General features: G+C 31.6%; 21 protein-coding genes and 1 tRNA gene. 11 read left to right on the top strand and 11 right to left on the bottom strand.

Features of this window, described 5'->3' with window-relative positions:
- Positions 1-15 precede the first annotated feature (15 nt).
- Positions 16-89: transfer RNA gene (locus AC3VJB_RS11605), tRNA-Ala, on the bottom strand.
- Positions 90-149: 60 nt separating this feature from the next.
- Complete coding sequence (locus AC3VJB_RS11600) at positions 150-572, bottom strand: molybdenum cofactor biosynthesis protein MoaE (protein WP_497667173.1); 423 nt, start codon at positions 570-572, stop codon at positions 150-152.
- A gap of 76 nt (positions 573-648) precedes the next feature.
- Between AC3VJB_RS11600 and AC3VJB_RS11595 the strand changes: the two genes are divergently transcribed.
- The 3 genes from AC3VJB_RS11595 to AC3VJB_RS11585 all read left to right on the top strand — a co-directional run bounded on the left by AC3VJB_RS11595 (position 649) and on the right by AC3VJB_RS11585 (position 4,557).
- A complete protein-coding gene (locus AC3VJB_RS11595; protein WP_497667172.1) occupies positions 649-2,193 on the top strand; it encodes a hypothetical protein in 1,545 nt (514 codons plus the stop codon).
- A 9-nt stretch (positions 2,194-2,202) separates the two neighbouring features.
- A complete protein-coding gene (locus tag AC3VJB_RS11590; RefSeq protein WP_497667171.1) occupies positions 2,203-3,390 on the top strand; it encodes a phosphoglycerate kinase in 1,188 nt (395 codons plus the stop codon).
- A 126-nt stretch (positions 3,391-3,516) separates the two neighbouring features.
- Positions 3,517-4,557, top strand: coding sequence for an NADP(H)-dependent aldo-keto reductase (locus tag AC3VJB_RS11585; RefSeq protein WP_167712752.1), 1,041 nt, complete (start codon positions 3,517-3,519; stop codon positions 4,555-4,557).
- A 68-nt stretch (positions 4,558-4,625) separates the two neighbouring features.
- Here AC3VJB_RS11585 and AC3VJB_RS11580 read toward each other — a convergent pair whose 3' ends face one another.
- From AC3VJB_RS11580 to trpS, 3 genes are all read right to left on the bottom strand, one after another.
- Positions 4,626-4,931 (bottom strand): DUF6370 family protein, encoded by a 306-nt coding sequence (locus AC3VJB_RS11580; protein WP_073182267.1) that lies wholly within the window; start codon positions 4,929-4,931, stop codon positions 4,626-4,628.
- A 75-nt stretch (positions 4,932-5,006) separates the two neighbouring features.
- On the bottom strand, positions 5,007-5,261 hold the full coding sequence (locus AC3VJB_RS11575; protein ID WP_047787916.1) for a hypothetical protein: 255 nt from the start codon (positions 5,259-5,261) through the stop codon (positions 5,007-5,009).
- A gap of 138 nt (positions 5,262-5,399) precedes the next feature.
- Complete coding sequence (gene trpS, locus AC3VJB_RS11570) at positions 5,400-6,368, bottom strand: tryptophan--tRNA ligase (protein WP_497667170.1); 969 nt, start codon at positions 6,366-6,368, stop codon at positions 5,400-5,402.
- A 176-nt stretch (positions 6,369-6,544) separates the two neighbouring features.
- Between trpS and AC3VJB_RS11565 the strand changes: the two genes are divergently transcribed.
- From AC3VJB_RS11565 to AC3VJB_RS11555, 3 genes are all read left to right on the top strand, one after another.
- Positions 6,545-7,327 (top strand): lysophospholipid acyltransferase family protein, encoded by a 783-nt coding sequence (locus tag AC3VJB_RS11565; protein WP_389862239.1) that lies wholly within the window; start codon positions 6,545-6,547, stop codon positions 7,325-7,327.
- Positions 7,308-7,949 (top strand): PAQR family membrane homeostasis protein TrhA, encoded by a 642-nt coding sequence (trhA, locus tag AC3VJB_RS11560; RefSeq protein WP_389862242.1) that lies wholly within the window; start codon positions 7,308-7,310, stop codon positions 7,947-7,949. The genes AC3VJB_RS11565 and trhA overlap by 20 nt, the downstream gene beginning before the upstream one ends.
- A 146-nt stretch (positions 7,950-8,095) precedes the next feature.
- Positions 8,096-11,242 (top strand): M43 family zinc metalloprotease, encoded by a 3,147-nt coding sequence (locus tag AC3VJB_RS11555; RefSeq protein ID WP_437823502.1) that lies wholly within the window; start codon positions 8,096-8,098, stop codon positions 11,240-11,242.
- A gap of 49 nt (positions 11,243-11,291) precedes the next feature.
- Here AC3VJB_RS11555 and AC3VJB_RS11550 read toward each other — a convergent pair whose 3' ends face one another.
- Positions 11,292-11,762 (bottom strand): CYTH domain-containing protein, encoded by a 471-nt coding sequence (locus AC3VJB_RS11550; protein WP_073182265.1) that lies wholly within the window; start codon positions 11,760-11,762, stop codon positions 11,292-11,294.
- A 92-nt stretch (positions 11,763-11,854) separates the two neighbouring features.
- Between AC3VJB_RS11550 and recO the strand changes: the two genes are divergently transcribed.
- Genes recO through AC3VJB_RS11535 form a run of 3 tightly spaced genes read left to right on the top strand, consistent with a single transcriptional unit; the run spans position 11,855 to position 15,338 of the window.
- On the top strand, positions 11,855-12,577 hold the full coding sequence (recO, locus tag AC3VJB_RS11545; protein WP_159611031.1) for a DNA repair protein RecO: 723 nt from the start codon (positions 11,855-11,857) through the stop codon (positions 12,575-12,577).
- Between the two features lies 1 nt (position 12,578).
- Complete coding sequence (locus AC3VJB_RS11540; protein WP_497667169.1) at positions 12,579-15,044, top strand: TonB-dependent receptor; 2,466 nt, start codon at positions 12,579-12,581, stop codon at positions 15,042-15,044.
- Positions 15,045-15,056: 12 nt separating this feature from the next.
- Entirely contained in the window at positions 15,057-15,338 is a 282-nt protein-coding gene (locus AC3VJB_RS11535) for a DUF3817 domain-containing protein (protein WP_047787909.1), read from the top strand.
- Between the two features lie 27 nt (positions 15,339-15,365).
- On the opposite strand, the gene moaD is transcribed toward AC3VJB_RS11535, so the two are convergent.
- The 3 genes from moaD to AC3VJB_RS11520 form a co-directional block, all read right to left on the bottom strand.
- Positions 15,366-15,608: a molybdopterin converting factor subunit 1 gene (gene moaD / locus AC3VJB_RS11530; protein WP_124587700.1), complete on the bottom strand. Its 243-nt coding sequence runs from the start codon at positions 15,606-15,608 to the stop codon at positions 15,366-15,368.
- A gap of 9 nt (positions 15,609-15,617) precedes the next feature.
- A complete protein-coding gene (locus AC3VJB_RS11525) occupies positions 15,618-18,083 on the bottom strand; it encodes a DUF5686 and carboxypeptidase regulatory-like domain-containing protein (RefSeq protein WP_497667168.1) in 2,466 nt (821 codons plus the stop codon).
- A gap of 131 nt (positions 18,084-18,214) precedes the next feature.
- A complete protein-coding gene (locus tag AC3VJB_RS11520) occupies positions 18,215-20,812 on the bottom strand; it encodes an AsmA family protein (protein WP_497667167.1) in 2,598 nt (865 codons plus the stop codon).
- Between the two features lie 119 nt (positions 20,813-20,931).
- Between AC3VJB_RS11520 and queG the strand changes: the two genes are divergently transcribed.
- Complete coding sequence (gene queG, locus AC3VJB_RS11515; RefSeq protein WP_497667166.1) at positions 20,932-21,855, top strand: tRNA epoxyqueuosine(34) reductase QueG; 924 nt, start codon at positions 20,932-20,934, stop codon at positions 21,853-21,855.
- A 41-nt stretch (positions 21,856-21,896) separates the two neighbouring features.
- Here the strand turns inward: queG and AC3VJB_RS11510 are convergent, their stop codons facing one another.
- Positions 21,897-22,535, bottom strand: a complete 639-nt coding sequence (locus AC3VJB_RS11510; protein WP_047788346.1) for a PAS domain-containing protein — start codon at positions 22,533-22,535, stop codon at positions 21,897-21,899.
- Between the two features lie 298 nt (positions 22,536-22,833).
- Positions 22,834-23,451: a PAS domain-containing protein gene (locus AC3VJB_RS11505; RefSeq protein WP_047787904.1), complete on the bottom strand. Its 618-nt coding sequence runs from the start codon at positions 23,449-23,451 to the stop codon at positions 22,834-22,836.
- A gap of 237 nt (positions 23,452-23,688) precedes the next feature.
- On the opposite strand from AC3VJB_RS11505, the gene AC3VJB_RS11500 reads away from it, so the two are divergent.
- Positions 23,689-25,983 carry an NADP-dependent malic enzyme gene (locus tag AC3VJB_RS11500; protein ID WP_159509195.1) on the top strand — a complete coding sequence of 765 codons (2,295 nt, stop codon included), beginning with the start codon at positions 23,689-23,691 and terminating at the stop codon, positions 25,981-25,983.
- Positions 25,984-26,004: the final 21 nt, after the last annotated feature.

Genomic DNA, 26,004 nt, shown 5'->3' with positions numbered 1-26,004 from the left:
TTAAAGATAAAAAAGTGGAGCATATCGGAGTCGAACCGATGACCTTTTGACTGCCAGTCAAACGCTCTAGCCAACTGAGCTAATGCCCCAAATAAAGATTGTTATGTATTTACATTATTAGAAATGACTTATTACCAAATATAGTATTTTTAAGGATGTGCATTTACCCAAACCTCGCCATCTTCAAAAAATTCTTTTTTCCAAATAGGAACTGTTTCTTTTAAGGTATCAATAGCATATTGGCAAGCTTCAAAAGCAGCTTTTCTATGCGGAGAAGAAACTGTAATAATTACAGGAATATCACCAATCGTTAACAAGCCTTCCGCATGATGAATGGCAATTTTTGTTACACCAAACTTATCCAAAGTAGCATCCGAAATTTTTTGCATTTCCTTAATTGCCATGGGTTTGTAGGTAGAAAAATCTAGTTGAGTTACTTCTTTGTTTTGTGTAACATTTCTTACAGTACCTACAAAAACAGCAATTCCACCACAAGAAGGATCTGCCACAAAATCGTAACATTCTTGTAGGTTAAGCTTTTCTGAGGTTATTTTTATAGAAGTAAGGTTCATTATTTAACTATAAAGAGATTAAAAATAAAGCTAAAATATAGTATTTTCGGCAGCTGAAATTAATAAATTAAATAACATGAAGAAAAGTATATTGCTATGTTTTTTTATCATTTTTACTTTGAAATTAAGCTCTCAGGAAGATTTGATGAGTGTATCTACAGATAAGAGTGGAGTTTTTAAAGAAAGAAGAACAAGCGTTTTAAATACTATTTATAAAGATGAGCTAAGTAATTTATATACCATAAGGACTTTAGAGTCTGAAAGGAGTTTGTTGATTGACATTTTTGATAGTAGTTTTAATAAAATTAATTCCTTTGAACATAAAATTGAAAGAAAGCATAGAGTTGTAGGTGGTTTTTTTAAACAGGGTACAATAGGATTTTTAGAATATTATAAAAATAATAGAGAAAATAAAATCGAGGCTTTTCTGTATACTTCGTTGAAAGATGAACTTAAGTTTAAAAAGAAGAAAATTTTTGAGGTCACTCTTGATCGATATCCTTCGTTCTTGGAATCTGTTTTTTCAGCTTCAAAAATAGATAGAAATTTTAGAGGAAATATGTCATTTTCGAAATCAGGAAACTATAACGTTTTTAATATTGATTCTTCCGATAAAAAAAATGAACATCACAGTATTAAGGTTTTTGATGAGAACTTTAATAAATTGTGGGAGAAAGAATTTGAGTTACCATATAAAGACAAAAGATTTAAACTTCAAGAAGTGAAGGTTTCGGATAGTGGAGAAGTATTTATTTTAGGTAAGGTGTATCCAAGGGAGAAAAAAGAAAAAGGAGGAAATTATTACTATGAATTGTTTAAAATAGTGGAAGGTAATGTATCATCTACAAAAATCTCTGTAGAAGATCATTTTGTAGCAACTTTAGGGTTGGACTTGACACAGGAAAATAAATTGAGTTGTATTGGTTTTTATTCCAATGTAAATGAAAATAGATTTAAAGGGATGTGTTCATTTATTCTAAACGCAAAAAACATTAATATTGATAATATAGCTTTTTCACCTTTTACAGAACAGTTTCTGAAGGATAAATATGGTGAATCTAAAGATAAAGAGTTAAGAAATGTTAAGTTTAAAGATATTTCTTATCCAAAAGACGGTGGGATGATTATTACAGCAGAAGAGTTTTTTATAACAACAACATATGTACATAATCAATATGGAGGTTATAGAAGTATATCGTATAATTTTGATGATATAATTGTTTTAAGATTAGATAGAGAAGGGAAATTAAAATGGGCCAGAAATATTAACAAGGCTCAAACATCTAACTATTTTTCAGATCCATTAATGTCATTTGGAACAGCACAATATAATAATGATAAATACCTAGTTTTAAACGCTCATAAGAAAATGGGAGAATTATCTGGAGGTAGAATTAAATTTAGAGAAAGTTTTTTATGGAAAGCGACGAAAAACAATACAAACTTATATATTGTTAAGTTGGATCCAGATGGAGATTTTATTTACAAGTCACTATTATCTAATAAAGAAGAAGAAACACCATTTAATTGCAGGTTTATTGAACAAGTTTCAGATAATGAGTTAATTTTATACGGTCAAAGAAAAAATAAGAAACAATTTTTAAAAATAACAATCAACTAGATTTGAGTGATGAAAACATTGAACGATTTCAATTTCGAAAATAAAAAAGCATTAATTCGTGTAGATTTTAATGTGCCGTTAAACGATAGTTTTGAAGTAACAGACGATACAAGAATCCAAGCAGCAAAACCAACGATTATTAAAATATTAGAAGATGGTGGTAGCTGTGTGTTAATGTCGCATTTAGGGCGTCCGAAAGGAAAAGAAGATCAGTTTTCGTTACGTCATATTGTTAGCAAAATAACAGAAGTGTTAGGTGTACAAGTGAAATTTGTTGATGATTGTATTGGTTCAGTAGTTGAAGAAGCAGTAACTAATTTAAAAAGCGGAGAAGTTTTATTGTTAGAAAACTTACGTTTTTATACAGAAGAAAAAGCGGGAGATGTTGCTTTTGCTGAACAATTAGCTAAATGGGGAGATGCGTATGTAAATGATGCTTTTGGTACAGCACACAGAGCACATGCATCTACTGCGATTATCGCACAATTTTTTCCAGAAAATAAATGCTTCGGAAATTTATTAGCAACTGAGATTGAAAGCATCGATAAGGTATTAAACAATTCAGAGAAACCAGTGACCGCTATTTTAGGAGGGGCGAAAGTGTCGTCTAAAATTGGTGTGATTGAAAATATTATTGAAAAAGTAGATCACATTATTGTTGGTGGTGGTATGACGTTTACGTTTATCAAAGCTTTAGGAGGTAAGATAGGAAACTCATTAGTTGAAGAGGATAAATTAGAGTTGGCATTAGAAATTTTAGCGAAAGCAAAAGAGAATAATACAGAAATCCATTTACCAATAGATGCTGTTATTGCAGATGCTTTTTCAAACGATGCGAATACGCAAGTAGTAGATACAAACGAAATTCCTGATGGATGGATGGGATTAGATTGTGGATCTAAAACTGTTGAAAAGTTTGCTGAAGTTATCGCAAAATCAAAAACAATTTTATGGAATGGTCCTTTAGGAGTTTTTGAAATGGAAAAGTTTGCACAAGGAACCATTGGTTTAGGACATGCTATTGAAGAAGCAACTAAAAATGGAGCGTTCTCACTTGTAGGTGGTGGAGATTCGGTTGCTGCGGTAAAACAATTCGGATTTGCTGATAAAGTGAGTTATGTATCTACAGGTGGAGGAGCAATGTTAGAAATGCTAGAAGGACAAACCTTACCAGGAATTGAAGCTATTTTAAAATAATTCGTCATTTCGAGTGGTAGCGAGAAATCTAATAAAGGAGTAACTTTTTAAATTAAAGATTTCTCAATTGTACCTCTTTCGAAATGATCATTGGTTTACAGTAAATCTTTAATAATTACAGAATAAATGAAATACACAACACTACCCAATACCGATGTAAAAGTTTCTAAAATTTGTTTAGGAACAATGACATGGGGTCGACAGAATACTGAAGCAGAAGGTCATGAACAAATGGATTACGCCTTAGAGAAAGGGGTAAACTTTTTTGATACCGCAGAATTGTATTCTGTACCAGCAACACCAGAAACATACGGAGCAACAGAAAAAATTATTGGTTCTTGGTTTAAGAAAACAGGAAACAGAGAAAAAGTAGTGTTAGCGTCTAAAATTGCTGGAGGAGGCGATTACACAGCTCATATTAGAACAGGTGGCTTCAATAGAAAAAATATATCAGAAGCTATAGAAGGTAGCTTGAAACGGTTACAAACAGATTACATCGATTTATATCAATTGCATTGGCCAGATCGTGGAGTAAACTGTTTTGGAGTACGTGATTATCCGTATAAAACTTCTGCAGAAGAAGCTGAAAAGCATTTAGAGATTTTAGAAACTTTGAATGACTTCGTAAAACAAGGAAAGATAAAACATGTAGGTTTGTCTAACGAAACTCCTTGGGGAACGATGAAATATCTGCAAACAGCAGAACAGCATGGTTTACCAAGAATGGTTACGATTCAAAACTCGTACTCGTTAATTCATAGAGGGTATGAAGTGGGAATGTCTGAGGTTTCTATGAGAGAAAATATTGGCTTACTGGCTTACTCTCCTTTAGCACAAGGAGTATTAACAGGAAAATATATTGATGGAAAAACTCCAGAGGGAGCGAGAGGAACTTTATTTCCAAGGTTTATAGCAAGATATAAAAATGAAGGTTCAGAAAAAGCAGTTTTAGAGTACAAAAAAATAGCTAATAAACACGGATTAACATTAACAGAGTTGTCTTTAGCATATATTAATCAGTTACCATTTGTAACGAGTAATATTATTGGAGCTACGAAAATGAGTCAGTTAAAAGAGAATATCAATTCTATTAATATTGAACTGTCTGATGAGATTTTAGCAGAGATTGAAGCGGTGCATACAATGATTCCTAATCCAGCACCGTAATGTAAATAGAATTAAGACAAAAAAATCCGAAGTAATCTTACTTCGGATTTTTTATTTTTTGTTTAAAACTATTCTTCAACTATTTTAAAAGAAGAAGCTTTAAATCGGTTATTTTCGATTTTTCCAATAACTTCTGCTTTTCTAACTACATTACAAAAACCGATATTTTTATCATGGGCATCACCATAATCATCTATGTGTGCACCATCAATAAAATAGGCTTGTCCATCTATTTTTACAGCTAAATCACACCCATGTTGGCTGTCTAAACCAAACTTACATTGACCGCATGAAGCTTCTGCTATTTGTGTTTTTTCTTTTGAGGTACTGCAGGAAGCGATTCCTAAGAATACTAAAATTAATAATTTTTTCATGTTATGAATTTGTGAAAATAAGTATAAAAAACCCAGAATATATATTCTGGGGTTTAGTTATTATATTTGAATTTCCTAGCTTTCTTCTTCACCTACAAGTTCTCCTTGTGTGGTTACAGATCCAGTAGTTGCGTTTCCATATACAGGAGTTTCATTTCTTAAAATGTCAATTACTCTAGCAAAATTATCTGCTGTCATATATGGAGTTTCCTGTCTTTTCCCCTGAAATGTCGTAAAGTAAAACTTACCCAAATCAATTTTAGGATCCCATAAAGCTTGATATTCTTTTAGTTTTGTCCATCCTGTTGTTCCTTGTGCATAATGTGGCATAATATATTAGTTTGAGGTTAATAGTAGTGTAAAACTATCAAAAAACACAACTAACAAAGGTTACCTATTCCCCGTTTTTCATAGGGATATACTCCTGATTTTTTAAGGATAAAAAGACTTATTTACTAGATGATATAATTAATATCCTATTTTACCTCGAACTCTTTGTAGCACCTCTTTTGCTATAACACGAGCTTTTTCTGCACCTACAGCTAAAGCTTCGTCAATTTCATGACGGTTTTCCATATAGTGACTATACTTAGCACGTACATCATCAAATTTGTCTAGAATTAATTCATAAAGAGCTTGTTTTGCATGTCCGTAGCCATACCCTCCATTTTCATAATTAGCACGCATTTGAGCTATTTGTTCTTCCGAAGCTAACAATTTATATATAGCAAAAACATTGTCACTATCTGGATCTTTTGGATCTTCTAACGCTTTACTATCTGTTTGAATAGCCATAATCTGCTTACGTAACTTTTTGTCTGGTAAGAAAATATTGATGAAGTTATTTCGAGATTTACTCATTTTTTCACCATCAGCACCAGGTACTAGTTTTGTGTTTTCATTTATCTTGGCTTGAGGTGGAACTAAGGTTTCACCAACTATGTTATTAAATCTGTTAGCAACATCACGCGTCATTTCTAAATGCTGTAACTGATCTTTTCCTACTGGAACAATTTCAGCATCATACAATAAAATATCCGCAGCCATTAACATTGGATACGTAAATAAACCAGCATTAACATCTGCTAAACGATCAGCTTTATCTTTAAATCCGTGTGCTAAGGTTAAACGTTGGTACGGAAAAAAGCAGCTTAAATACCAAGTTAATTCAGTAACCTCAGGAATGTCACTTTGACGATAAAAAACAGTTTTATTAATATCAATACCACAAGCAAGCCAAGTAGCTGCAACACTATAAGTGTTTTCGCGCAATTCATTTCCATCTTTAATTTGGGTTAAAGAGTGCATATCTGCAATAAATATAAATGATTCGTTTTTAGAATCATTAGCCATTTCAATTGCAGGTAAAATTGCTCCTAATAAATTTCCTAAATGTGGGGTTCCTGTACTTTGTACTCCTGTTAAAATTCTTGACATAAGTCTGTTTTGAAATATTATTAATAAGTGCTTGCTTAAGTCAACAAAAATAAGCTTAAAATTTATCAAACAAAAGAAATTACTACTTTCGCATTTTAAGTGGGTTTGGGTTTTAAAACTCCCTAAAAAGAGAAAAAGAAATATAAGGTTAATTGGTCAATTATAAATTAAAAAATTTGAAATACATATATTTTCCTATTCGTTTTATTTGGCGTGTTTGGTTTTATACGTTAATAGTAGTTTCAATACTAATAATGTTACCTTTTTTACTAGTTTTAACTTCAGATGAGAAGTATTACCCTACTTTTTGGAAAATGGTTAGAGTTTGGGCTTTCTTTTTAATTTATGGAATGGGATTTCGATTAAATATAGAAAGAGAACAGGAAATAAACTGTAATGAGAGTTACATGTTTTGTAGTAATCATGCATCATTTATTGATCCGTGGGTGTTAATAGCAATGAGTAAAAATCCAATAGTTTTTGTAGGGAAGAAAGAATTAGCAAAATTTCCAATTTTTGGTTTTTTTTATAAAAAAGTCGTTATTGTAGTTGATAGGAGTGATTTAGAAAGTAGAAAAAAAGTATATGAAGAAGCCAATAAGAGATTAAAAAATGGAACAAGTATTGCTATTTTTCCTGAAGGTTTAGTGCCAACAGAAGATGTAGTTTTAGCACCTTTTAAAAATGGAGCATTCAGTTTGGCTATTGAGCATCAAATACCTATTGTACCTCAAGTTTATTATGACGGGAAGCGTTTATTTTCATGGGATTTCTTTAAAGGGTCACCAGGTGTACTACGAGTAAAACAATGTAAATTCATAGAGACAAAAAATTTAATTACTCAAGATAAGAACAAGTTAAGGGAGCAGACTTATAATATAATATACAATGAATTAATTAATGATGAGTTGTATATGAAAGACACAAATCGTTCCATTCATGAAAGAAAGTTTAAATAACCATTACAGCAAAAAAGAGGAAAGATTAAACATACTTACTCATGGTTTTGGGCTATTATTAAGTATTATAGCCTTACCTTTTCTGGTACATAAATCATTCAATTACGATGGCTTATGGCAGATGGTCAGTTTTTTAATTTATGGATTTAGTTTAATAATTCTATATGCAGCATCTACCTTTTATCATGCAGCTAAAAAACCTAAGCTAAGACGAAAACTAAATATTTTTGATCATGCAGCTATTTATGTGTTAATAGCAGGAACTTATACTCCCTTTTGTCTGGTTACTTTGTCAGGAGAATTAGGTTGGTATATGTTTATCTTTGTTTGGGTGTTTGCATTTATAGGTGTTATATTAAAATTCTTTTTTACAGGGAAGTTTGATAGGCTTTCTACAGCATTGTATTTATTAATGGGTTGGCAAGTAGTTTTTTTGATAAAACCATTAATGGAAAGGTTGCATGAAGATGGGGTAATGTATCTTTTTCTTGGAGGTGTTTTTTATACCGTTGGAGCTATCTTCTATTCTATAAAAAAATTGAGCTATAATCACGCAACATTTCATGTTTTTGTTTTGCTTGGAAGTTTATCTCATTTCACATGTGTTTTGTTTTTTATTTAGTTTTAATGTTAAAAAAATAAATAAAAAATCATTTTAAAGTTAAATTTATATTAATTGGTAATTTATTATTTATATTGGTTACTATTGTATTAATTTAATTTGTTTTGTAGTTGTAGGTTTGTTAAGTAATTTAAAATCAATCAATTATGAAACAAAAAAATATTTTGTTCCCCTTCTTCTTTTTGTTGTTTTTCTGTGTTGAGGTTATGTTGGCTCAAGACTGTAAAGTTACAATTGAAAATCAAAAGGTATTTTCAAAATACCCTGAATCAAAGAAAGAGTTTGAGAGGTTCAACCACTACACAAAAAAAGTAGTTAGTAAAAAGCAAATTTCGCAATCAAATAGAGCGGGAGAAACGTACATCATTCCAGTAGTAGTACATGTTTATGGTGCTACTCAGCATGGATTAACTGTAACTTACGATAAGATAAAAGTAGCATTAGATAAGTTAAATGAAGATTTTAATGGACTAAATGATGACTTTAATACGGTAGACCCTGTTTTTTCTGGTAGAAGAGGTACACTTAGTATACGGTTTGCATTAGCTAAGATAGATCCTAATGGAGGGAGCACTAATGGTGTTGTATTCCACCCAGAAAAGGCTGGTTATGGGAATGGAGGTGGTTATGATGCTCAAATAGCTGCAGATGCCTGGGATAATTATAAGTACATGAATGTATATATTATGGGAGACTTATATGCAGATGGAAGTTCGACAAACTCAGGAGTTGCATGGTATCCTAACACAGCAATGTCTAATAATAATACAGCAAGAGTAGTTTATAATGGACGTTATATTCATGGAAATACCAATAAAGAGTTTGCATCAGTATTAACCCATGAGTTTGGTCACTGGTTAAATCTTATTCATACATTTGAAGGGGGTTGTAATGATCCCAATGGAGATTATGTAGATGATACTCCAAAAGAAGACACTAACTCAGGAGATGATGGTTGTAATGTTGGTGCGAGTGATTGTGGTAATTTAATTAACTATGAAAACTATATGGGCTATGATTCCGCATCAGGTTGTGCAAAAATGTTTACACAAGGGCAAATAAATAGAATGTTAGTAGCATTAGATCATCCAGCTCGTAAACCCTTATGGCAACCATCTAACTTAGTAGCTACAGGAGTTAATTTGTCAGGAGGTTCACTTGTGGTAGATAATAATAAAGTTGAAGAAGCACTAACAAATAACGGTACAATTGTTAATGAAGTAAAGCACATTACATTAGAGGGAGGAACATTTGCTGTTGGATCTGGAAACCTGTCTCTTGGTACTCATTTTGACTTAAATCTTCCACAAGGAATATCAGCACAAATTTCGGTAGTTAATAACAGAAAGTTAAGTGTAAATTTTACAGGTAAAGCTCTGAACCATGTAAAAGCAAATAATTCAACTGGAATTATAACATTTAAAGATGCTGCAATTTCGGGAGGTACAACAGCCTTAAACTCAAATAAAGTAGCTTTTGAGTTTAGTTTTTATGACCCTTACAAAATAGTATATGTAGATAACCAGGATTATACCGCGAACTCAGGTAGTACTTGGACGTTTTTTAGGATAGAAGGAGCAGAAAATGATAATGCTTTCGGAACTTTTTTTGAAAACAACGCACTAAAATTGGAAACGTATCAAAAAGCGTTGGTATGTCAACCAGGAACAAGAAACCCAATACCATTAACACTCGATACTGAAATTAACCAGCAAAGTTCATGGGTGTCAGGAGGGGCTTACCCCGATTTGCATGTGATTAGAGATGTAAATTATACAGCTTGGGATGGTAAAACGGCATATATAGGGTTTCAATTTCAACTATATCCAGGAAAGTTAAATTATGGGTGGTTTAGAGTACAAGTGAATAATAATGGTTCTTCCTATTCACTTCTAGATTATGCGTATAGTACAGAACCCTATGGAAAAATTAAAGCAGGAAGTAAAGTTTATGGAGGTCAACCAACGTGTAATGATGGTATTCAAAATGGAGATGAAACTGGTGTTGATTGTGGTGGTACTTGTGAGCCATGTAACGTAGCTATTACTTACTGTGATTCTAATGGTAAAAATGCTAACGATGAATTTATTAGTAGAGTACAATTACATACAATAGATAATAGTTCTTCTAGTTCAAGCAATGGATATGCTGATTATACAGCTTCTATATCTACTAATTTATTAAGGGGAGATAGTTATTCAGTAATAATAACTCCGAGTTGGAGAACAACAAAATATTCTGAAGGTTATAGTGTTTGGATTGATTATAATAAAAATGGAGATTTTACAGATCCAGGTGAACTGGTTTGGAGTAAATCAGCGTCTAAAGATAATATAGTTTCTGGACAATTTACTGTGCCTAACTCGGCAGTATTAGGAGATACTAGAATGAGGGTCTCAATGAAGTATAATGGTATAGCAACATCTTGTGAGTCTTTTAGTTATGGAGAGGTTGAGGATTATAAAATAATAATATCTGAGAATTCTTTGCCAACATGTAATGATGGTGTTCAAAACGGTGATGAAACTGGTGTTGATTGTGGAGGTTCATGTTTGCCTTGTGATACAACAGATAATATTGTATATGTTGATATAGATGACCTTACAGTCAGATCAAATGATACTTGGAAATTTTTTAGAATCGAATCAGGTGATGATACAGATTATGGTGCTTGGTATACAGGTAATACTTTACGATTAGTAACTTACGGTAAAGAATTGGTATGTAATGGAGTGAGTAATGAAGTGTCGTATTTAGAAGAAGGAGTAGTAATTGGAAGTTCAAGTAATTTCGTAACAGATTCACATAGTTTTTTAGTTAGTTCTTCTGATTATACTCTATGGAATGGAAAAACAGGATTTATAGGTTTTTCTTTTAAAATAAATGGAAATACACATTATGGATGGTTTCATGTTTCAGTAGCAAGTAATGGGCAATCTTACACACTAACAGATTATGCCTATAATAAAGTGGCAAACTTGCCAATTACAACCGTAAATAGAATTGGAGCTGTTGGAGCTCGTTATAATGAGTTAAGTAAAAATGTTACGCTTTATGCTGCTCCAAACCCTTTTGAATCACAAACAAAAATTAACCTTTCAGGTTTTTCTAAAAAAGAGGATATACAATTACATGTATACGATTTATTGGGGAGACATATTTATACTGAAAAGGTTAACTCATCCTCAACATATGTAGTGATTGATGAAAGCATCTTAAAAAAAGAGGGGATGTATTTGTTGAAAATACAATCAGGAGAAGAAATAAAAACACTTAGTATTTTAAAAAAATAAAAAGATTATTAAAATAAAAAATGGTAAAATCATCTATTTTTAGATGGTTTTACCATTTTTTATACGGTAATTTACTTAGGTTAGAATTATAGTATTTAGCATCTCCAGTAACTTCCTTACCTAACCACTCAGGTTTTGTAAAACTTTCATTTTCATTTTCTAACTCAACTTCAGCAATAAGCAATCCATCATTATCCCCTAAAAATTCATCTACTTCAAAAATATGATTGTCAATTTTTACTAAATATCTATATTTCTCAATACTACCTTTTTCACATAAATCAAAAAGACTCTCAGCTTCTTTCTTATCAATTTCTTTTTCCCATTCAAATCGAGTAGTTCCATTAGCACTTGATGCCCCTTTGATAGTTAAAAAACCAGTATTATCTTTTAAGCGAACTCGTACTACTCTTTTTTTATCTGAATTTAAAAAACCTTGTTTTATGTAGTTTTTTTGAAAAGCTTCTTGTTTAAAGTCTGTAGATTTTACCAAGAATTTTCGCTCTATCTCTGTTGCCATACTAAAGGAATCAATTTTACACGAATGTACTATTTTTGTTGGTATTATTGGTATATCTTTGATTAATGATTTTAATAGTTAAACTTGGTTAAATGGCAGTAGTTACTACAAAAGCCATTGTTTTGAGCTCTCTTAAATATGGAGATACTAGTTTGATAGTAAAATGTTTTACTTTACAAGAAGGAGTAAAATCGTACATGATAAAAGGAGTGCTAAAATCAAAAAAAGGAAAGTTAAAACCTGCGCACTTTCAACCATTAACACAGCTAAACCTTACGGCAAACCATAGTAATAAAAGCTCATTGCATTCTATTAAAGAAGTGCAAGTGATTCATCCTTATGAAACTATTTATACTTCTGTTGTTAAGCAAACAATTGTATTATTTTTATCTGAAGTGTTATCATATATTCTACAAGAAGAGGAAGAAAATAATCCTTTATACAGTTATATTGAAACTTCTATAATTTGGTTAGATACACATAATGAGGTTGCAAACTTTCATTTGCTATTTTTATTAAATTTATCTAGGTATTTAGGTTTTTATCCAGATACAACCAATATTGATAAAACAGCATTTAATTTGTTAGAAGGAGGTTTTACCGATACGGAATATGAAAAGCTAACTCTATCGGGAAAAAAATTACTTCTTTTTAAAGGTATATTAGGCATAAATTTTGATGCAATAAATTCAATTTCTTATTCAAAAAAAGAAAGACAAATTATTCTCCGAATTATAGTTCAATATTATGAATTACATTTGGAAGGATTTAGAAAACCTAAATCATTAGATGTTTTAGAAACCGTGTTTAATTAATATGAAAAACATAATTACTGTATTTTTTTTACTTTTAACTGTTACAATCTTTTCTCAAACTATTACTGTAATTGATGCTGAAACAGGAAAACCTGTAGAAGCTGTTGCAGTTTTTAATAAAAACAAAACAACATCTGCAATAAGTAATGAATTAGGTAAAATTGATGTCTCTAATTTTAAAAAAAATGAATTGCTTACGTTTGCTCATGTATCTTATGCTGGATACCAAGAAAAAATATCTGTAATAAAAAAGAATAATTACCACGTATATTTATCAAAAAACTCAGAACAGTTAGATGAGGTAGTTGTTTCTGTTTTTAAGAACAGAGAAAAAACCAACCGTATAGCAGAGCAAATAGCAGTGGTGTCTTCAAAAGAAATAGAAAAACTATCTCCACAGACTTCAGCAGATTTATTAGCGAGTGTACCTGGAATTAAAGTTCAAAAATCACAATTTGGAGGAGGGAGTCCTGTTTTACGTGGAATGGAAAGTAATCGAGTTCTTTTGGTGGTTGACGGTGTTCGTATGAATAATGCAATTTATAGAAAAGGACACTTACAAAACTCAATTACAGTAGCTCCAAACTTATTAGATAGAACAGAGGTTGTTTTTGGTCCGTCATCAGTAATTTATGGTTCAGATGCATTAGGTGGTGTAATTCACTACTATACTAAAACCCCGAAGTTATCAGAAAAAGGAAGTGAAATTAAAGGAAATACATTTTTAAGATATAGTTCAGCAAACAATGAAATAACTAATGTAGCTTCTGCTGAATTAAGATTTAAAAAATGGGCGTCTTTTACAAGTGTAGCTCATAGTAATTTTGGAGATTTAAAGATGGGAGAAAACCGTTCTCATGGTTTTGAAAATTGGGGTAAATTGCCTTTTTACTCTAACAATACTAATACTTTTTATAACGAGACACCGGTTGTTAATTCTAATCAAAACTTACAAAGAAATACAGGCTATAGTCAAACAGATGTATTACAAAAGTTTTATGTTCCTTTTTCAAAAAACACAGACTTTAAACTAAACTTACAGTATTCAACCTCTTCAAACATTCCTCGTTTTGATAAGTTAACAGAGTTAAAAAATGGAAATTTAAAGTTTGCTGAATGGTATTATGGTCCACAAGAACGTTTGTTAGTATCTCCACAGTTAATTATAAATCCTAAGAAAAAATGGATGGATAATGGAACTATTACTTTAGCATACCAAAATATAAAAGAAAGTCGCATACAAAGAAAGTTTGGAAGCTTAGATAGGTCTTACAGAGAAGAAAAAGTTGATGTTTTTAGTTTAAATGGAGACTTTACAATACCCTTAGCTAAAAGAAGGAATTTAGGGTATGGAGTAGAAGTTACTTACAATGATGTAGCATCAAACTCTTACGGAAAAACATTACGTGTTAATGGTAATAAAATTGTTGGTTTTGATAATGACTTTACTGTACAATCTCGATACCCTGATGGAGGAAGTAGTTACTTGAGTTCAGCTTTTTATGTAGATTATCGTCAAGACATTAATAGTAAATCAACATTAAATACAGGAATTAGAGGCACTAATACAATATTGAAAGCAAAATGGTTAGATGAAACGTTTATAGATATTCCTCAAAATGATATAAGGCTAGATAATCAATCGCTAACAGCAACGATAGGGTATGTATATAAGCCAAATAAAACTTGGCAATTAAACACGGTGTTATCCTCTGGGTTTAGATCACCAAATATTGATGATGTAGGTAAAATAAGAGAGAAGAACGGTAAGGTAACTATACCGAATACAAGTTTAAAACCAGAACATGCATACAATGCTGAAATTGGAGCTCAAAAATACTTTAACAATAGAAAATTTAGGGTTGGGGCAAATGTGTATTACACTTTGTTGAATAATTACATTTACAGAGAAAATTTTGAACTAAATGGAAGTTCAACTATTGAGTATGACGGAGAAGACGGAGCTATTGTAGCTAATGTTAATAAAGGAACAGCTTATGTTACGGGTGCTACAGTTAGTTATCAAGGAAAGTTACATAGAAATTGGAATACTTCAGGATTTGTTACCTATACGTATGGAAAAACTTATGATACCAACGAGCCAATGTCGTCTATTCCACCATTATTTGGTCGTTTTGATGTAAGTTATGTAAGCAAGAAGTTAGAAGGTGGAGCCAACTTAGTTTTTAATGCAAAAAAAGATATTTCAGATTATAATATAACTGAGGGTATTGATAACCATGAACAAACACCAATTGTAAATGCAGGTGCGACTGAGGATATTGATAAATACTACGGAAGCCCTAGTTGGATGACTGTTGGATTGTATGGGAAATATCAGTTCACAAAAAACATTGCTTTGCAAGCGCAGTTGTCTAATTTGTTTGATGAACATTATAAAGAATTTGCTTCAGGGGTTTCAGCTGCAGGACGTAATATTTCAGTATCTTTGCTAACCAATTTTTAAGTGAAAATCCAAATGATTAATTTTTTCAGATTAGTAAGTTTATTAGAAGGGATATCTTATATTTTATTACTTTTTATTGCTGTGCCAATTAAATATTTACAAGGAAATCCAGAGTATGTTAAAATGCTTGGTATGCCTCATGGATTACTATTTGTTGGCTATATTGTATTAGCTATTATGTTAAAGTACGAGCTAAATTGGAATGGTAAAACTTTCGGAATCGTTTGTTTACTGTCTATTCTACCTTTCGGAACATTTTTCGTTGGAAAATACTTAAAAAAGGTTAAGGCTTAATAGTTTCTTTTATTAGGAAGAAAATAATTATCCTCCACTTACTGGAGGAATAATAGCGATTACATCATTCTCTTTTATTAGTATGTTGTCAGTAGCGTAACTTTCGTTAATAGCTACCGCATACGAACTCATTTTTTGTAGTTCAGGGAATTCTGCCACAAGAAATTTTTTAAAACTAGCAACCGTACTTTTGTTAGGTAGTTCAATTTCTAATGAAGAATTATCAACTAAATCTGTTGATATACCGAAAAATAGTAGAGTTATTTTCATATAACAAATCTACAATTTTATACCGAAAACTACTCTATTTTCAGATTTTCCATTAAAGTAAGAGCGAGCAAAATCTACACGTAAAAAGCGCCATTTTCCAATACCAACATTATCTAAACCAATAGCAAACTCAGAATAAGGTTTGTTGCCCGCTGTAAATAATCCTTTAGCACCAGTAACTAAATGAAAGTTAAGTTTATTTAACAAAGGAACCTTACTTAACAATGCTCCTTTAAAGTTATATTCTCCATGAAGTTCAGCATATTTATCATTAGAACTTAGTTTATAATAAGGAAGCATATAAAAGTTGTTCAAATAGTTGTCTTTTGGAGCTATTAACAAGCGATTTCCATTAAAATGAGCATAATCTATAAACGGAATGTCTTTTTTCTCTAAAAACACACCTCCCTTTGCTTTGTAAGCAAATTCACCCCAATTACCTAAATTTATTTGTTGATACAATTGAGAAAAAACCACATCTGAATTCCATTCAGAATTTCCCGACCCGAAGTTTTTTTGATAACCAATATATAGCGATGGATACTTACGACTTGGTATATTATATTTTCCATCAGGATATGATAAGTACTTTTGACCAAAACTAATGTTTGCTCCTAAAGAAAAAGTCCACATTTGATGCGGCGTAAAACCTGTAGAGAAATCTGTAGGATCTTGCGGATTATTAGAAGTGTAGTCTACATCGTCTTGCGGAAACATTACATAATCGGTTGTATTAAATAGTGGCTTTCTGTCTGCAAATTCTAAAGAAGAGAACATGCGTATTCCGTTAGTTACTTCCTGTGAAAAGGTTGCTTTAGCAAATGTCTTTTCATAAATTTTTAAATAGTTTCTTTCAAAACCAACAGAACTTATCGTATTCCAAAATTTAGAAATGGGTTGTTTAGAGTTGAATTGTGGTGTGGCAATTCCTCCAGAAATTGTTAAAACTGGTCGCGTAGTATTGTTCCAACGATAGTTGAAGTTGGCTGTAGGACGCACTTTTTTCTCTGAAAAACCATAATTAACATTAGCCCCAATACTAAAACGTTTTCCTTTTTTGTTAAGTGATTTTCGATAGTTAACACCTAAAGAAGAATTCCACCCTTGCACCGTATTAAAGTTAAGGCTTTCAATGGGGGAAGAAGTGCTTAACGACCACTTGTTGTAAGAATCTCGGTAAGTGTACCCAGAAAGAATATCTAACGGTTTAAACTTATTATTTTTAGTGTCTATAGAGTCTAAATATTTCTTCGATTTTCGAATAGTTTTTATGCTGTCTTTTAATTTGTAATCTGATATTTCTTCAGAAGTTAAAGTCACGGGACGAATTTCATTCCAATATACCGAATCTTTTTCTGTAGCATTTTCAGCAAACGAAAGTACTTCGTTACCAAAAGTATCTTCGGTAAAGTTAGGGTTGAAATTATAGTTAGAATAAGCAGCAGAAAAACGTCCATTAAAATGAAATCCAAATAAACCAGCTTTAAAATCTATAGTTTGAGTAACAGGTACCCAAGCTTTGTTTTTAGTAGAGAAATTATAGTTTTGTTTAATGTGTAGTGAATCTACAATTGGTAGGCTTATTTGTGCACCAGTGACAATAACATCGGCACCATAAATAGCCCAATCATCTTCAACTATATAGATGAAGCCACTAAAAACACGATCGTTTTTACGTTTTGGTAAAAGTTGAATTTTGTTAATGAGTTTTCCGTTTTTATCATAAAAAACACCAGTGAGTTTATAGTTGTAGTATCCAAAAGCACCATTAGCAATAGGAGAAATAACTTTAACATCAGCTAAATCAAAAGAATTTTCATAGAAGTTAAAATTTACTTCTTCTGCTTGATTAAAACTAATTCCGTTGTCTTGTCCACTAACTTTTGAAGCTATAATATGCTCTTTAAAGTTTTTAGGTCTTTTTTGAAATGAGATTTTAGATACGGTTTCAGACAGGTAAACGATGCCTGTTCTAGTAGAATCCAATCCACCACCCATGTCACCAATATCTTGTCCTAAAAACTTCTTCGGTAAATCTTTTACTTTAAATAAACCACGAGAATAAAAATCGGCAGTATACTCAGCAAATTTATCAGTATTTTTTGCTTTACTAGCAATAGCATTTCTAATAATTTTGTTAGCAGGGTTTTCTTTAGAAGATACTAAGACTTCATCTAAGGAAACTTCTTCTTCAGCTAAAACAATATTTAAGATAAAAGGAAAAGAGTTAATTTCAACTGTTTTTTTAACAGTTTTATAACCTAACATTTGAAATACTAGAGTGTGCTGCCCTGTTGAGTTAAAAGCTAATTCATAGTTGCCGTTTGTGTTGGTTGTAGCACCTGTAATAGTATTTTCTAAATATACACTTACAAAAGAGATAGGTTGGTTTTTAATATCGGTAACCTTTCCTGTAATTTGAGAAAAAACAATTGAAGAGAATGCTAAAAATAAAAATGTAGTTATGGTTTTCATAGTCAGTTAGTTGTTGGTGACAAACATAAAAGAAGAACTTTGTAAATTGTATTTAAGAAGTGTTAAATAACTTACAAAGTTCTCTTAATATATAATGTAAGACTATGAAAAAGAAATAATGTTACAAAAGATTACTTAACAGTATCTTTTTGTTGTTTCTTCTTCTTTCCGAATAAACCACCTAAAACGTCTGTTACCTTTTTAACCGTTTCGTCTTTTTTATTGGTTGTGTTAGTACTATCCTTCTTTTTGTTTCCTAATAAGCTACCTATAGCGTTGTTTACTAACTTGTCTTTTTGCTGCTGAACCAACTTCTGACTTAACTTAGTAACCGATGAAGATAAATCTGTTTTTACAGAAGGACTTGTCATGTTACCTGTAATATTAGCAGTTATAGGAACTGTTATGTTTTGTTGTTCTTTCGCGCTTAATTTTGCAAGTAATCCTTGTGCTTCATTACCTAAATATTTAGCAGGAACATTAAGTGTAACGTTGTAGTTCATTGTTTTATCAAATCGATGGTTACCTCCTACAGTAATACCAATATCTTTATACTTTAAATCAAATGGTTTTACAATTACATTACCTTCTTTAAAAGATAAATATGTCTTAATATCAGATAAATCTAGTTTTTTTAAATCAATAAAAGACAATTTATTGTTTAATAAACTAAGTGCTTTTGTTTTTTCAGGGTTAATGCTAGTTGTCAATAGTTCAGCTAAAGCATTACCAGAAATTGAGGTAAGGTTTGGAGTAAAATCGTCATTCAAACTTCCCATTAAATCAATGTCAGAATTTAATTTACCATTCATAGCTCCGGCAATAGGGCTTAATGATTGTAATAAGTCTAAGCTAGTAAATGATTGAGAAATGTCCAAAGATTTAATGCCTAACTTCATATCGAATGTAGGTTTCTTTTGCTGTGTATTAACTTCTCCGTTTAAAGCAATTTGACCATTAAAAATACCGGCATTCATGTTTTGTAAAATGGCTTTTTCGTCTTTTAAAAGCAATGTTCCTCTTACATTTTTCAAAGTCAAATTATCGTAATATACAGTTTGAGCGTTTGCAGAAACGGCACAGTCTAAAAATGCAGGAATTTTTAAAGACTCTTTAGGTGTGTCTTTTTTAGATGTTTCCTCTTTTTTTTCAATAGCTTCAGGGCTTTCTTGCATAAAATCGCTAACATAAAAATTGTTTGAGTTTAGCTTGAAGTTTCCTTGTAGTTTTTTGTCAGAAAGTAAAAAGCCTAACAGGTTTTTAATTGTTCCTGTAGCATTTAAATCACTTTTTCCTGAGGTAGCATCAAACTTACTTAAGGTAATGGTGCCAGGTGTAAAATTAACCACTGTATTTTTAATATGAAGTGGATTTACAACATCTTTTGAAGAAAAAATAAAGTCGCTCACCTCCATTTTTCCATTATTTTTAATACGACTTAAAGTATTGTTTTCAATCGCTTTCATGTCGAACTCCGTATGCAAATCAGCCTTTAAAATTCCGCTCAAATCATTTTCTAAATCAATAGGATATGCTTTATTAATATTAGCAAGGTTTAAAACACCTTTTAAACTAGCATTTATCTTTGGATTGGTAGTTAGATTATAAATATTTCCTTTTCCAGAAAAAGTATCCTGATCAATCTTAAAAGAAAGACCATTAATAGTAACAAACGTATTTTCGGTTTTACCAGTAGTGTTTTTTATTTGTGCATCAATATTAATGTTTTGAACACTTTTGGGTAAATCAGGGTATTTAAATGAAGCATTATTTGACTTCATAGAAATATCTAACTTCGGAATATGTTTGTCGTCAATAATTCCGTTTACCTTTCCGTTCACACTAAAGTTACCAGTAGTGCTTACACCAGCAATGCTTTTAGTATAGGCTTCAGGAATTAAACCTAAAAAGTTTTTAAAGTCAGAAGACGGAGTTTTGAAGTTGATATCAACCTCTTGGTTTTTCTCGTTAACTTGAACAAAACCGTCAAAAACCAATGGAAGACTATTTAGTTTAGCTTCATTTTTTAAGAAAGAAAACCTCATATTAGTTAAGTCCATTCCTAAAATAGCATCTAACTCTATTTTTTGATTCTTTGCATACGAATTACCGTCCATTCCAAAAGAAACTAAAGTAGATGTTTGAGTATCTAGTTCTGTATTAGATTGAGAAAAGTCACCACTTCCACTGTGGTTTAACTCAGCTAGTTCAAGGTTTAGTTTACCTTGCTCATCATTGTATTTTATCGTAGCATTATTAATGGCATATGAATTAATGGAAAGTCCAAAAGTAGATGGTTCTTCATTTTTTGTCTCTTCTGTCTCAGAAGGTTTTGCAATATCGTAGTTAGCATTTCCTTTTTTATCAACCAATACGTTTACTAGAGCATCATCAATAGTAAATGATTTAATGTTTAGCTGCTCAGATGAAGCTTTAAAAAGTTCTGTAAGTTTTAATGCTAAGTTTACTTCTTTAGCATATACTAAAGTATCACCTTCAAAAGGAGTGTTGTTAATAACTGTTAGGTTAGATAATTGAACTGATGCATTTGGGAAATTTCTAAGTAGGCTTAAGCTAGAATCGCTAAAATCAACTTTGGCGTTTACGTTGTTGTTAATAGTAGTTTTTACCAAGTTCATCACTTTATCTTGAAATAGTAGGGGAATACTAACCAAAAGGATGAAGAAAAAAACTATAATACCTAATACTATTTTATATATCTTTTTCATTATGAATAAAGTTTGTCATGTAATACTAACGAACAAATTTCAACATTTATTTGTAAATAGAAAGTGAATAAAATTATAATTTTTCTTTTGGTAATTTTGTGGCGATAAAACCATGTATTTTGAATAAGAAACAGCAATACTCAAATTTTATAAAAGCACAAGCAAAACGCTTGGGTTTTTTAGGTTGTGGTATTGCAAAAGCTGATTTTTTAGAAGAAGAAGCACCTCGTTTAGAGCAATGGTTGCAAAATGGATATCACGGTGAAATGCATTATATGGAAAATCACTTTGATAAACGTTTAGACCCAAGGTTGTTGGTAGATGGTGCAAAATCTGTGATTTCTTTATCGTATAACTATTTCCCTTCGGAAGTTCAGCAAGAAGGAAGTTATAAGATTTCTAAATATGCTTACGGACAAGATTATCATCATATCATCAAAGATAAATTACGTGAACTATTACAGTTAATTAACGATGAAATTGGAGAGGTTTCTGGTCGCTGTTTTGTTGATTCTGCTCCTGTGCTAGAACGAGCTTGGGCGCAAAAGTCAGGGTTGGGTTGGAACGGGAAACACTCGTTGTTAATTCAAAAACAACAAGGGTCGTTTTTCTTTTTGGCGGAATTAATTATTGATTTAGAACTCGAATACGACGACCCTTTTAAAACAGATCATTGTGGTAGTTGTACTCGTTGTGTTGATGCATGCCCAACTCAAGCTATTTTGCCTAATAATACAGTTGATGGAAGTAAATGTATTTCATATTTAACAATTGAGCTAAAGGATGCAATTCCGTCAGGATTTAAAGGAGAAATGCAAGATTGGATGTTTGGTTGCGATGTGTGCCAAGATGTATGCCCATGGAATCGTTTTTCACAACCGCACAAAGAAAGTCTATTTACGCCTCAAGAAAACTTACTGCAAATGACAAAACGTGATTGGCAAGAGTTAACACAAGAAACCTTTAGTAAAGTGTTTAAAAAATCGGCAGTAAAGCGTACTAAGTTTTCAGGGTTATTAAGAAATATTGACTTTATAAAATAATAAAACCGCTTAGAAAAGCGGTTTTATTTATGTTTTAAAGATTATTTAGGATTCGTCTCTCCAAAGAAAAACCAATTAAGTCCTTTTTTTAGCATTCCACTTTCTTTTACAGGAGTTTGTTTTTCTGTTTCTTTTGCGTTGACAGTTTCTCCTTCAAATAATTTTACAACAAAATCTTCATAAGATGCGTTAACCTCTTCTTGTAAGAAAGAATTAAAATATAATTCACTTGCTTTTTCACCTTTAACTTTTTCAATTTCTAATAGCGTTTTGTATAAAGGTTCAATTTTTTTTATAACGTTTTCAGGTAAAGATTTTCTCCTACCAGTATATCCAGTGATTTTTCCGTTATCATCTTTTTCTACATCAAAATCAGTAATAACCCAGTAGTACCTACCTGTTCTTGTTAAGTTTTTAACAATAGCATGGAAATTATTTCCTTGCTTTAGGTTATCCCATAATATTTTAAAGACTACCTTAGGCATGTCAGGATGCCTAATAACGTTATGAGGTTCTCCTATAAGTTCTACTTTATTATACTCCGAAGCCTCTTCAAAGGTATCGTTCATATATAAAATAGTCCCTGCAGGATCTGTTTTACTAATAATTGTTTTTGATTTGTCCCATTTTATTTCCTCATCTATAACTTTAGAAGGTCTAAGAGAATTGTTTGTGTGCATTTTTTTTGTTTTAATAGTTATTCGGGGTGGTTTACTCAAAAAATAATCAACAAATATAAGGTTTTTGAAGTAGGAGTTTGCTTTGAAAGGATTTTTAGTTACGGTAAGAGAATGTAATTTTTATTTGGTCTAAAATATTAGTTATATGATAATAGAATTATGTTAGTTTTTTATTTTTTGATAATAGAATTGTATTATTAACTAACAATAAGGAGTAAATGTGAAAAAAAAGGATTGAAACAATTGTTTCAATCCTTTTAAAAAACATTTTAAGAGGGATTATTTAGGGGTAGTAAATTTATGTTGGGTTTGTTTCTCCAAAGAAAAACCAATTTAATCCTTTCTTTAAAGGGTTTGTTTCATTCTTAATTTTTTCAGCTTCTTCTTTAGAAAGCTCTTCATTAAACAAATCAACTACGAATTCATTATATGTTTTACCAACTTCTTCTTTTAAGTAGGCATCAAAATACATTTCACTAGCTTTTTCACCTTTAAGTTTTTCAATGTCTAAAAGTGTTTTATATATAGGTTCAATTTTTTTTACAACTCCATCAGGAACGGCTTTCCTTCTAGCGGTATACCCTACAATTTTACCCTCTTCATCTTTATCAATGGTAAAGTCGGTAATAACCCAGTAATATCTGCCGGTTCTTGTTAGGTTTTTAACAATTGCATGAAAGTTTTCACCTTTCTTAAGAGCGTCCCATAAAACTTTAAAAGCTACCTTGGGCATATCTGGGTGACGGATAATATTATGAGGTTCGCCAACTAACTCAATGGTACTGTATTCACAGGTGTTAGAAAAAACATCGTTAGCATATAAAATAGTTCCGTAAACATCAGTTTTGCTTACAATGGTTTTTGTTTTATCCCATTGTACTTCTTCGTTAATAATGTGTCTTTGTGTAGTTTCCATTTCTATTGGTTTAAGGTTAGGGCAAATTTGAGAAGAAAAAGAAAGACTAAATATGACTTTTATCAGGTTGTTAATTATTTTTTAATAATTTTATTCATGATGTTTATAATTCTCAAAAGTTAGGGTTAATAGCCAAAGGAGTTTAATGAGATAATATAACTTTTATAGGTAAGCAAGTTACTTTTACTTAACAAACAAAATGTATATTTGTAAGTTCAAACAAACAAGAACGAACCTATGAGAGATTCTAGAAAAAGGCATGAAGCTTTACTTTATCATGCCAAACCGAAGCCAGGAAAAATAGCAGTAGTACCTACCAAAAAATACGCAACACAACACGATTTATCATTAGCGTATTCACCAGGTGTTGCTGAACCTTGTTTAGAAATAGCGAAAGATAAAAACAACGTTTATAAATATACTTCAAAGAGCAATTTAGTGGCTGTTATTTCAAACGGAACAGCAGTTTTAGGGTTAGGTAATATTGGTCCTGAAGCATCCAAGCCAGTAATGGAAGGAAAAGGATTACTTTTTAAAATTTTTGCTGATATTGATGTTTTTGATATTGAAGTAGATGCTACTGATGTTGATAAATTTGTTGAAACAGTAAAAGCTATAGCTCCTACTTTTGGAGGAATTAATTTAGAAGATATTAAAGCTCCTGAAGCTTTTGAAATTGAAAGAAGATTAAAAGAGGAGTTGGATATTCCTGTAATGCACGATGATCAGCACGGTACAGCAATTATTTCAGCCGCAGCCTTAAAAAATGCATTAGAGATTAATGAAAAGAATATTAAGGATGTAAAAATTGTTGTGAACGGAGCAGGAGCCGCAGCAATATCATGTACGCGTTTGTATCTAGCCTTAGGTGCGAGTCGTGAAAACGTAATTATGTGTGATAGTAAAGGGGTTATCAGAAAAGATAGAGATAATCTAACATCACAAAAAGCGGAATTTGCTACAAATCAAGATGTAAATACTTTAGAGGAAGCAATGTTAAATGCCGACGTGTTTATTGGTTTGTCAAAAGGAAATGTGGTATCTCCTGAAATGCTTTTGTCAATGGCGAAAAACCCAATTGTCTTTGCAATGGCAAATCCAGAACCAGAAATTGAGTACGATTTAGCTATAGCGACAAGAGACGATATTATCATGGCAACAGGAAGGTCAGATCACCCTAATCAGGTGAACAATGTATTAGGTTTTCCTTTTATTTTCCGTGGAGCATTAGATGTACGCGCCAAAAAAATTAACGAAGAAATGAAGATGGCTGCTGTACACGCATTAGCAGATTTAGCAAAACAATCAGTGCCAGAACAGGTAAATATTGTATATGATGAAGTAAGCCTTTCTTTTGGAAAAGAATATATTATACCCAAACCATTTGACCCAAGGTTAATTTATGAAATTCCACCAGCAATAGCAAAAGCAGCGATGGACTCAGGAGTTGCTCAAGAACCTATCGATGATTGGGATAGGTATAGAGAGGAGTTGATGGATCGTTCAGGAACAGGAAGTAAAGAAGTACGCTTATTACACAACAGAGCTAAAAAGAATCCTAAGAGATTAGTGTTTGCTGAAGCAGATCATTTAGATGTTTTAAAAGCAGCACAGAGAGTTTATGAAGAAAAAATTGGAAAACCGATTTTATTAGGAAGAAGAGAAATTATTTTAGAACTGAAAACTGAGTTAGGATTTGATGCTGATGTGCCAATTATTGATCCTAAAACAGATGAGGAAGAAGAAAGAAGAAACCGATATGCTGAAATATTTTGGAAATCAAGACAACGTAAAGGAGTTACGTTTTTAGAGGCACAAAAATGGATGCGTGAACGCAACTATTTTGCAGCAATGATGGTAAATTCAGGAGAAGCAGATGCGTTGATTACAGGGTATTCAAGACCTTACCCGTCTGTGGTGAAGCCAATGTTAGAATTGATTGAAAAGGATCATGGAGTAACAAGAGTTGCAGCAACAAATATGATGTTAACGAAGCAAGGGCCTATGTTCTTAGCAGATACCACAATTAATATCAATCCAACAGCAAAAGATTTAGCTAAAATTACACAGTTAACATCTGTGTTGGCTAAAATGTTTGGGATGAAACCAAACGTTGCAATGTTAGGATTTTCAAATTTTGGATCATCAAAATCTGAAAGTTCAACTAAGATTAGAGAAGCAGTTTCTTACATCCACCGTCATTATCCAAATGTTGTAGTTGATGGTGAGTTGCAAGCAGATTTTGCTTTAAATCCAGAACTATTAGCAAAAGAGTTTCCTTTCTCTAAACTAAATGGAAAAAGAGCAAACGTATTAATTTTTCCAAATTTAGAATCGGCTAATATTACCTATAAGTTAATGAAAGCTGTTGATGAAGTAGAAACTATAGGACCAATTTTACTTGGAATGAGTAAGCCAGTACACATTTTGCAATTGGGGGCAAGTGTAGATGAAATGGTAAATATGGCTGCAGTAGCAGTTGTAGATGCTCAAAACAAGGAAATGAAAGCAAAAAACAAAGTTTCTCAATAAGATAAGAGAAATTTTTTTAAA

It is taken from the genome of Tenacibaculum sp. TB-53, assembly GCF_059716285.2.
Note: the sequence above shows the minus strand (reverse complement) of the source record. Positions and strands in the feature narration are given on the sequence as shown.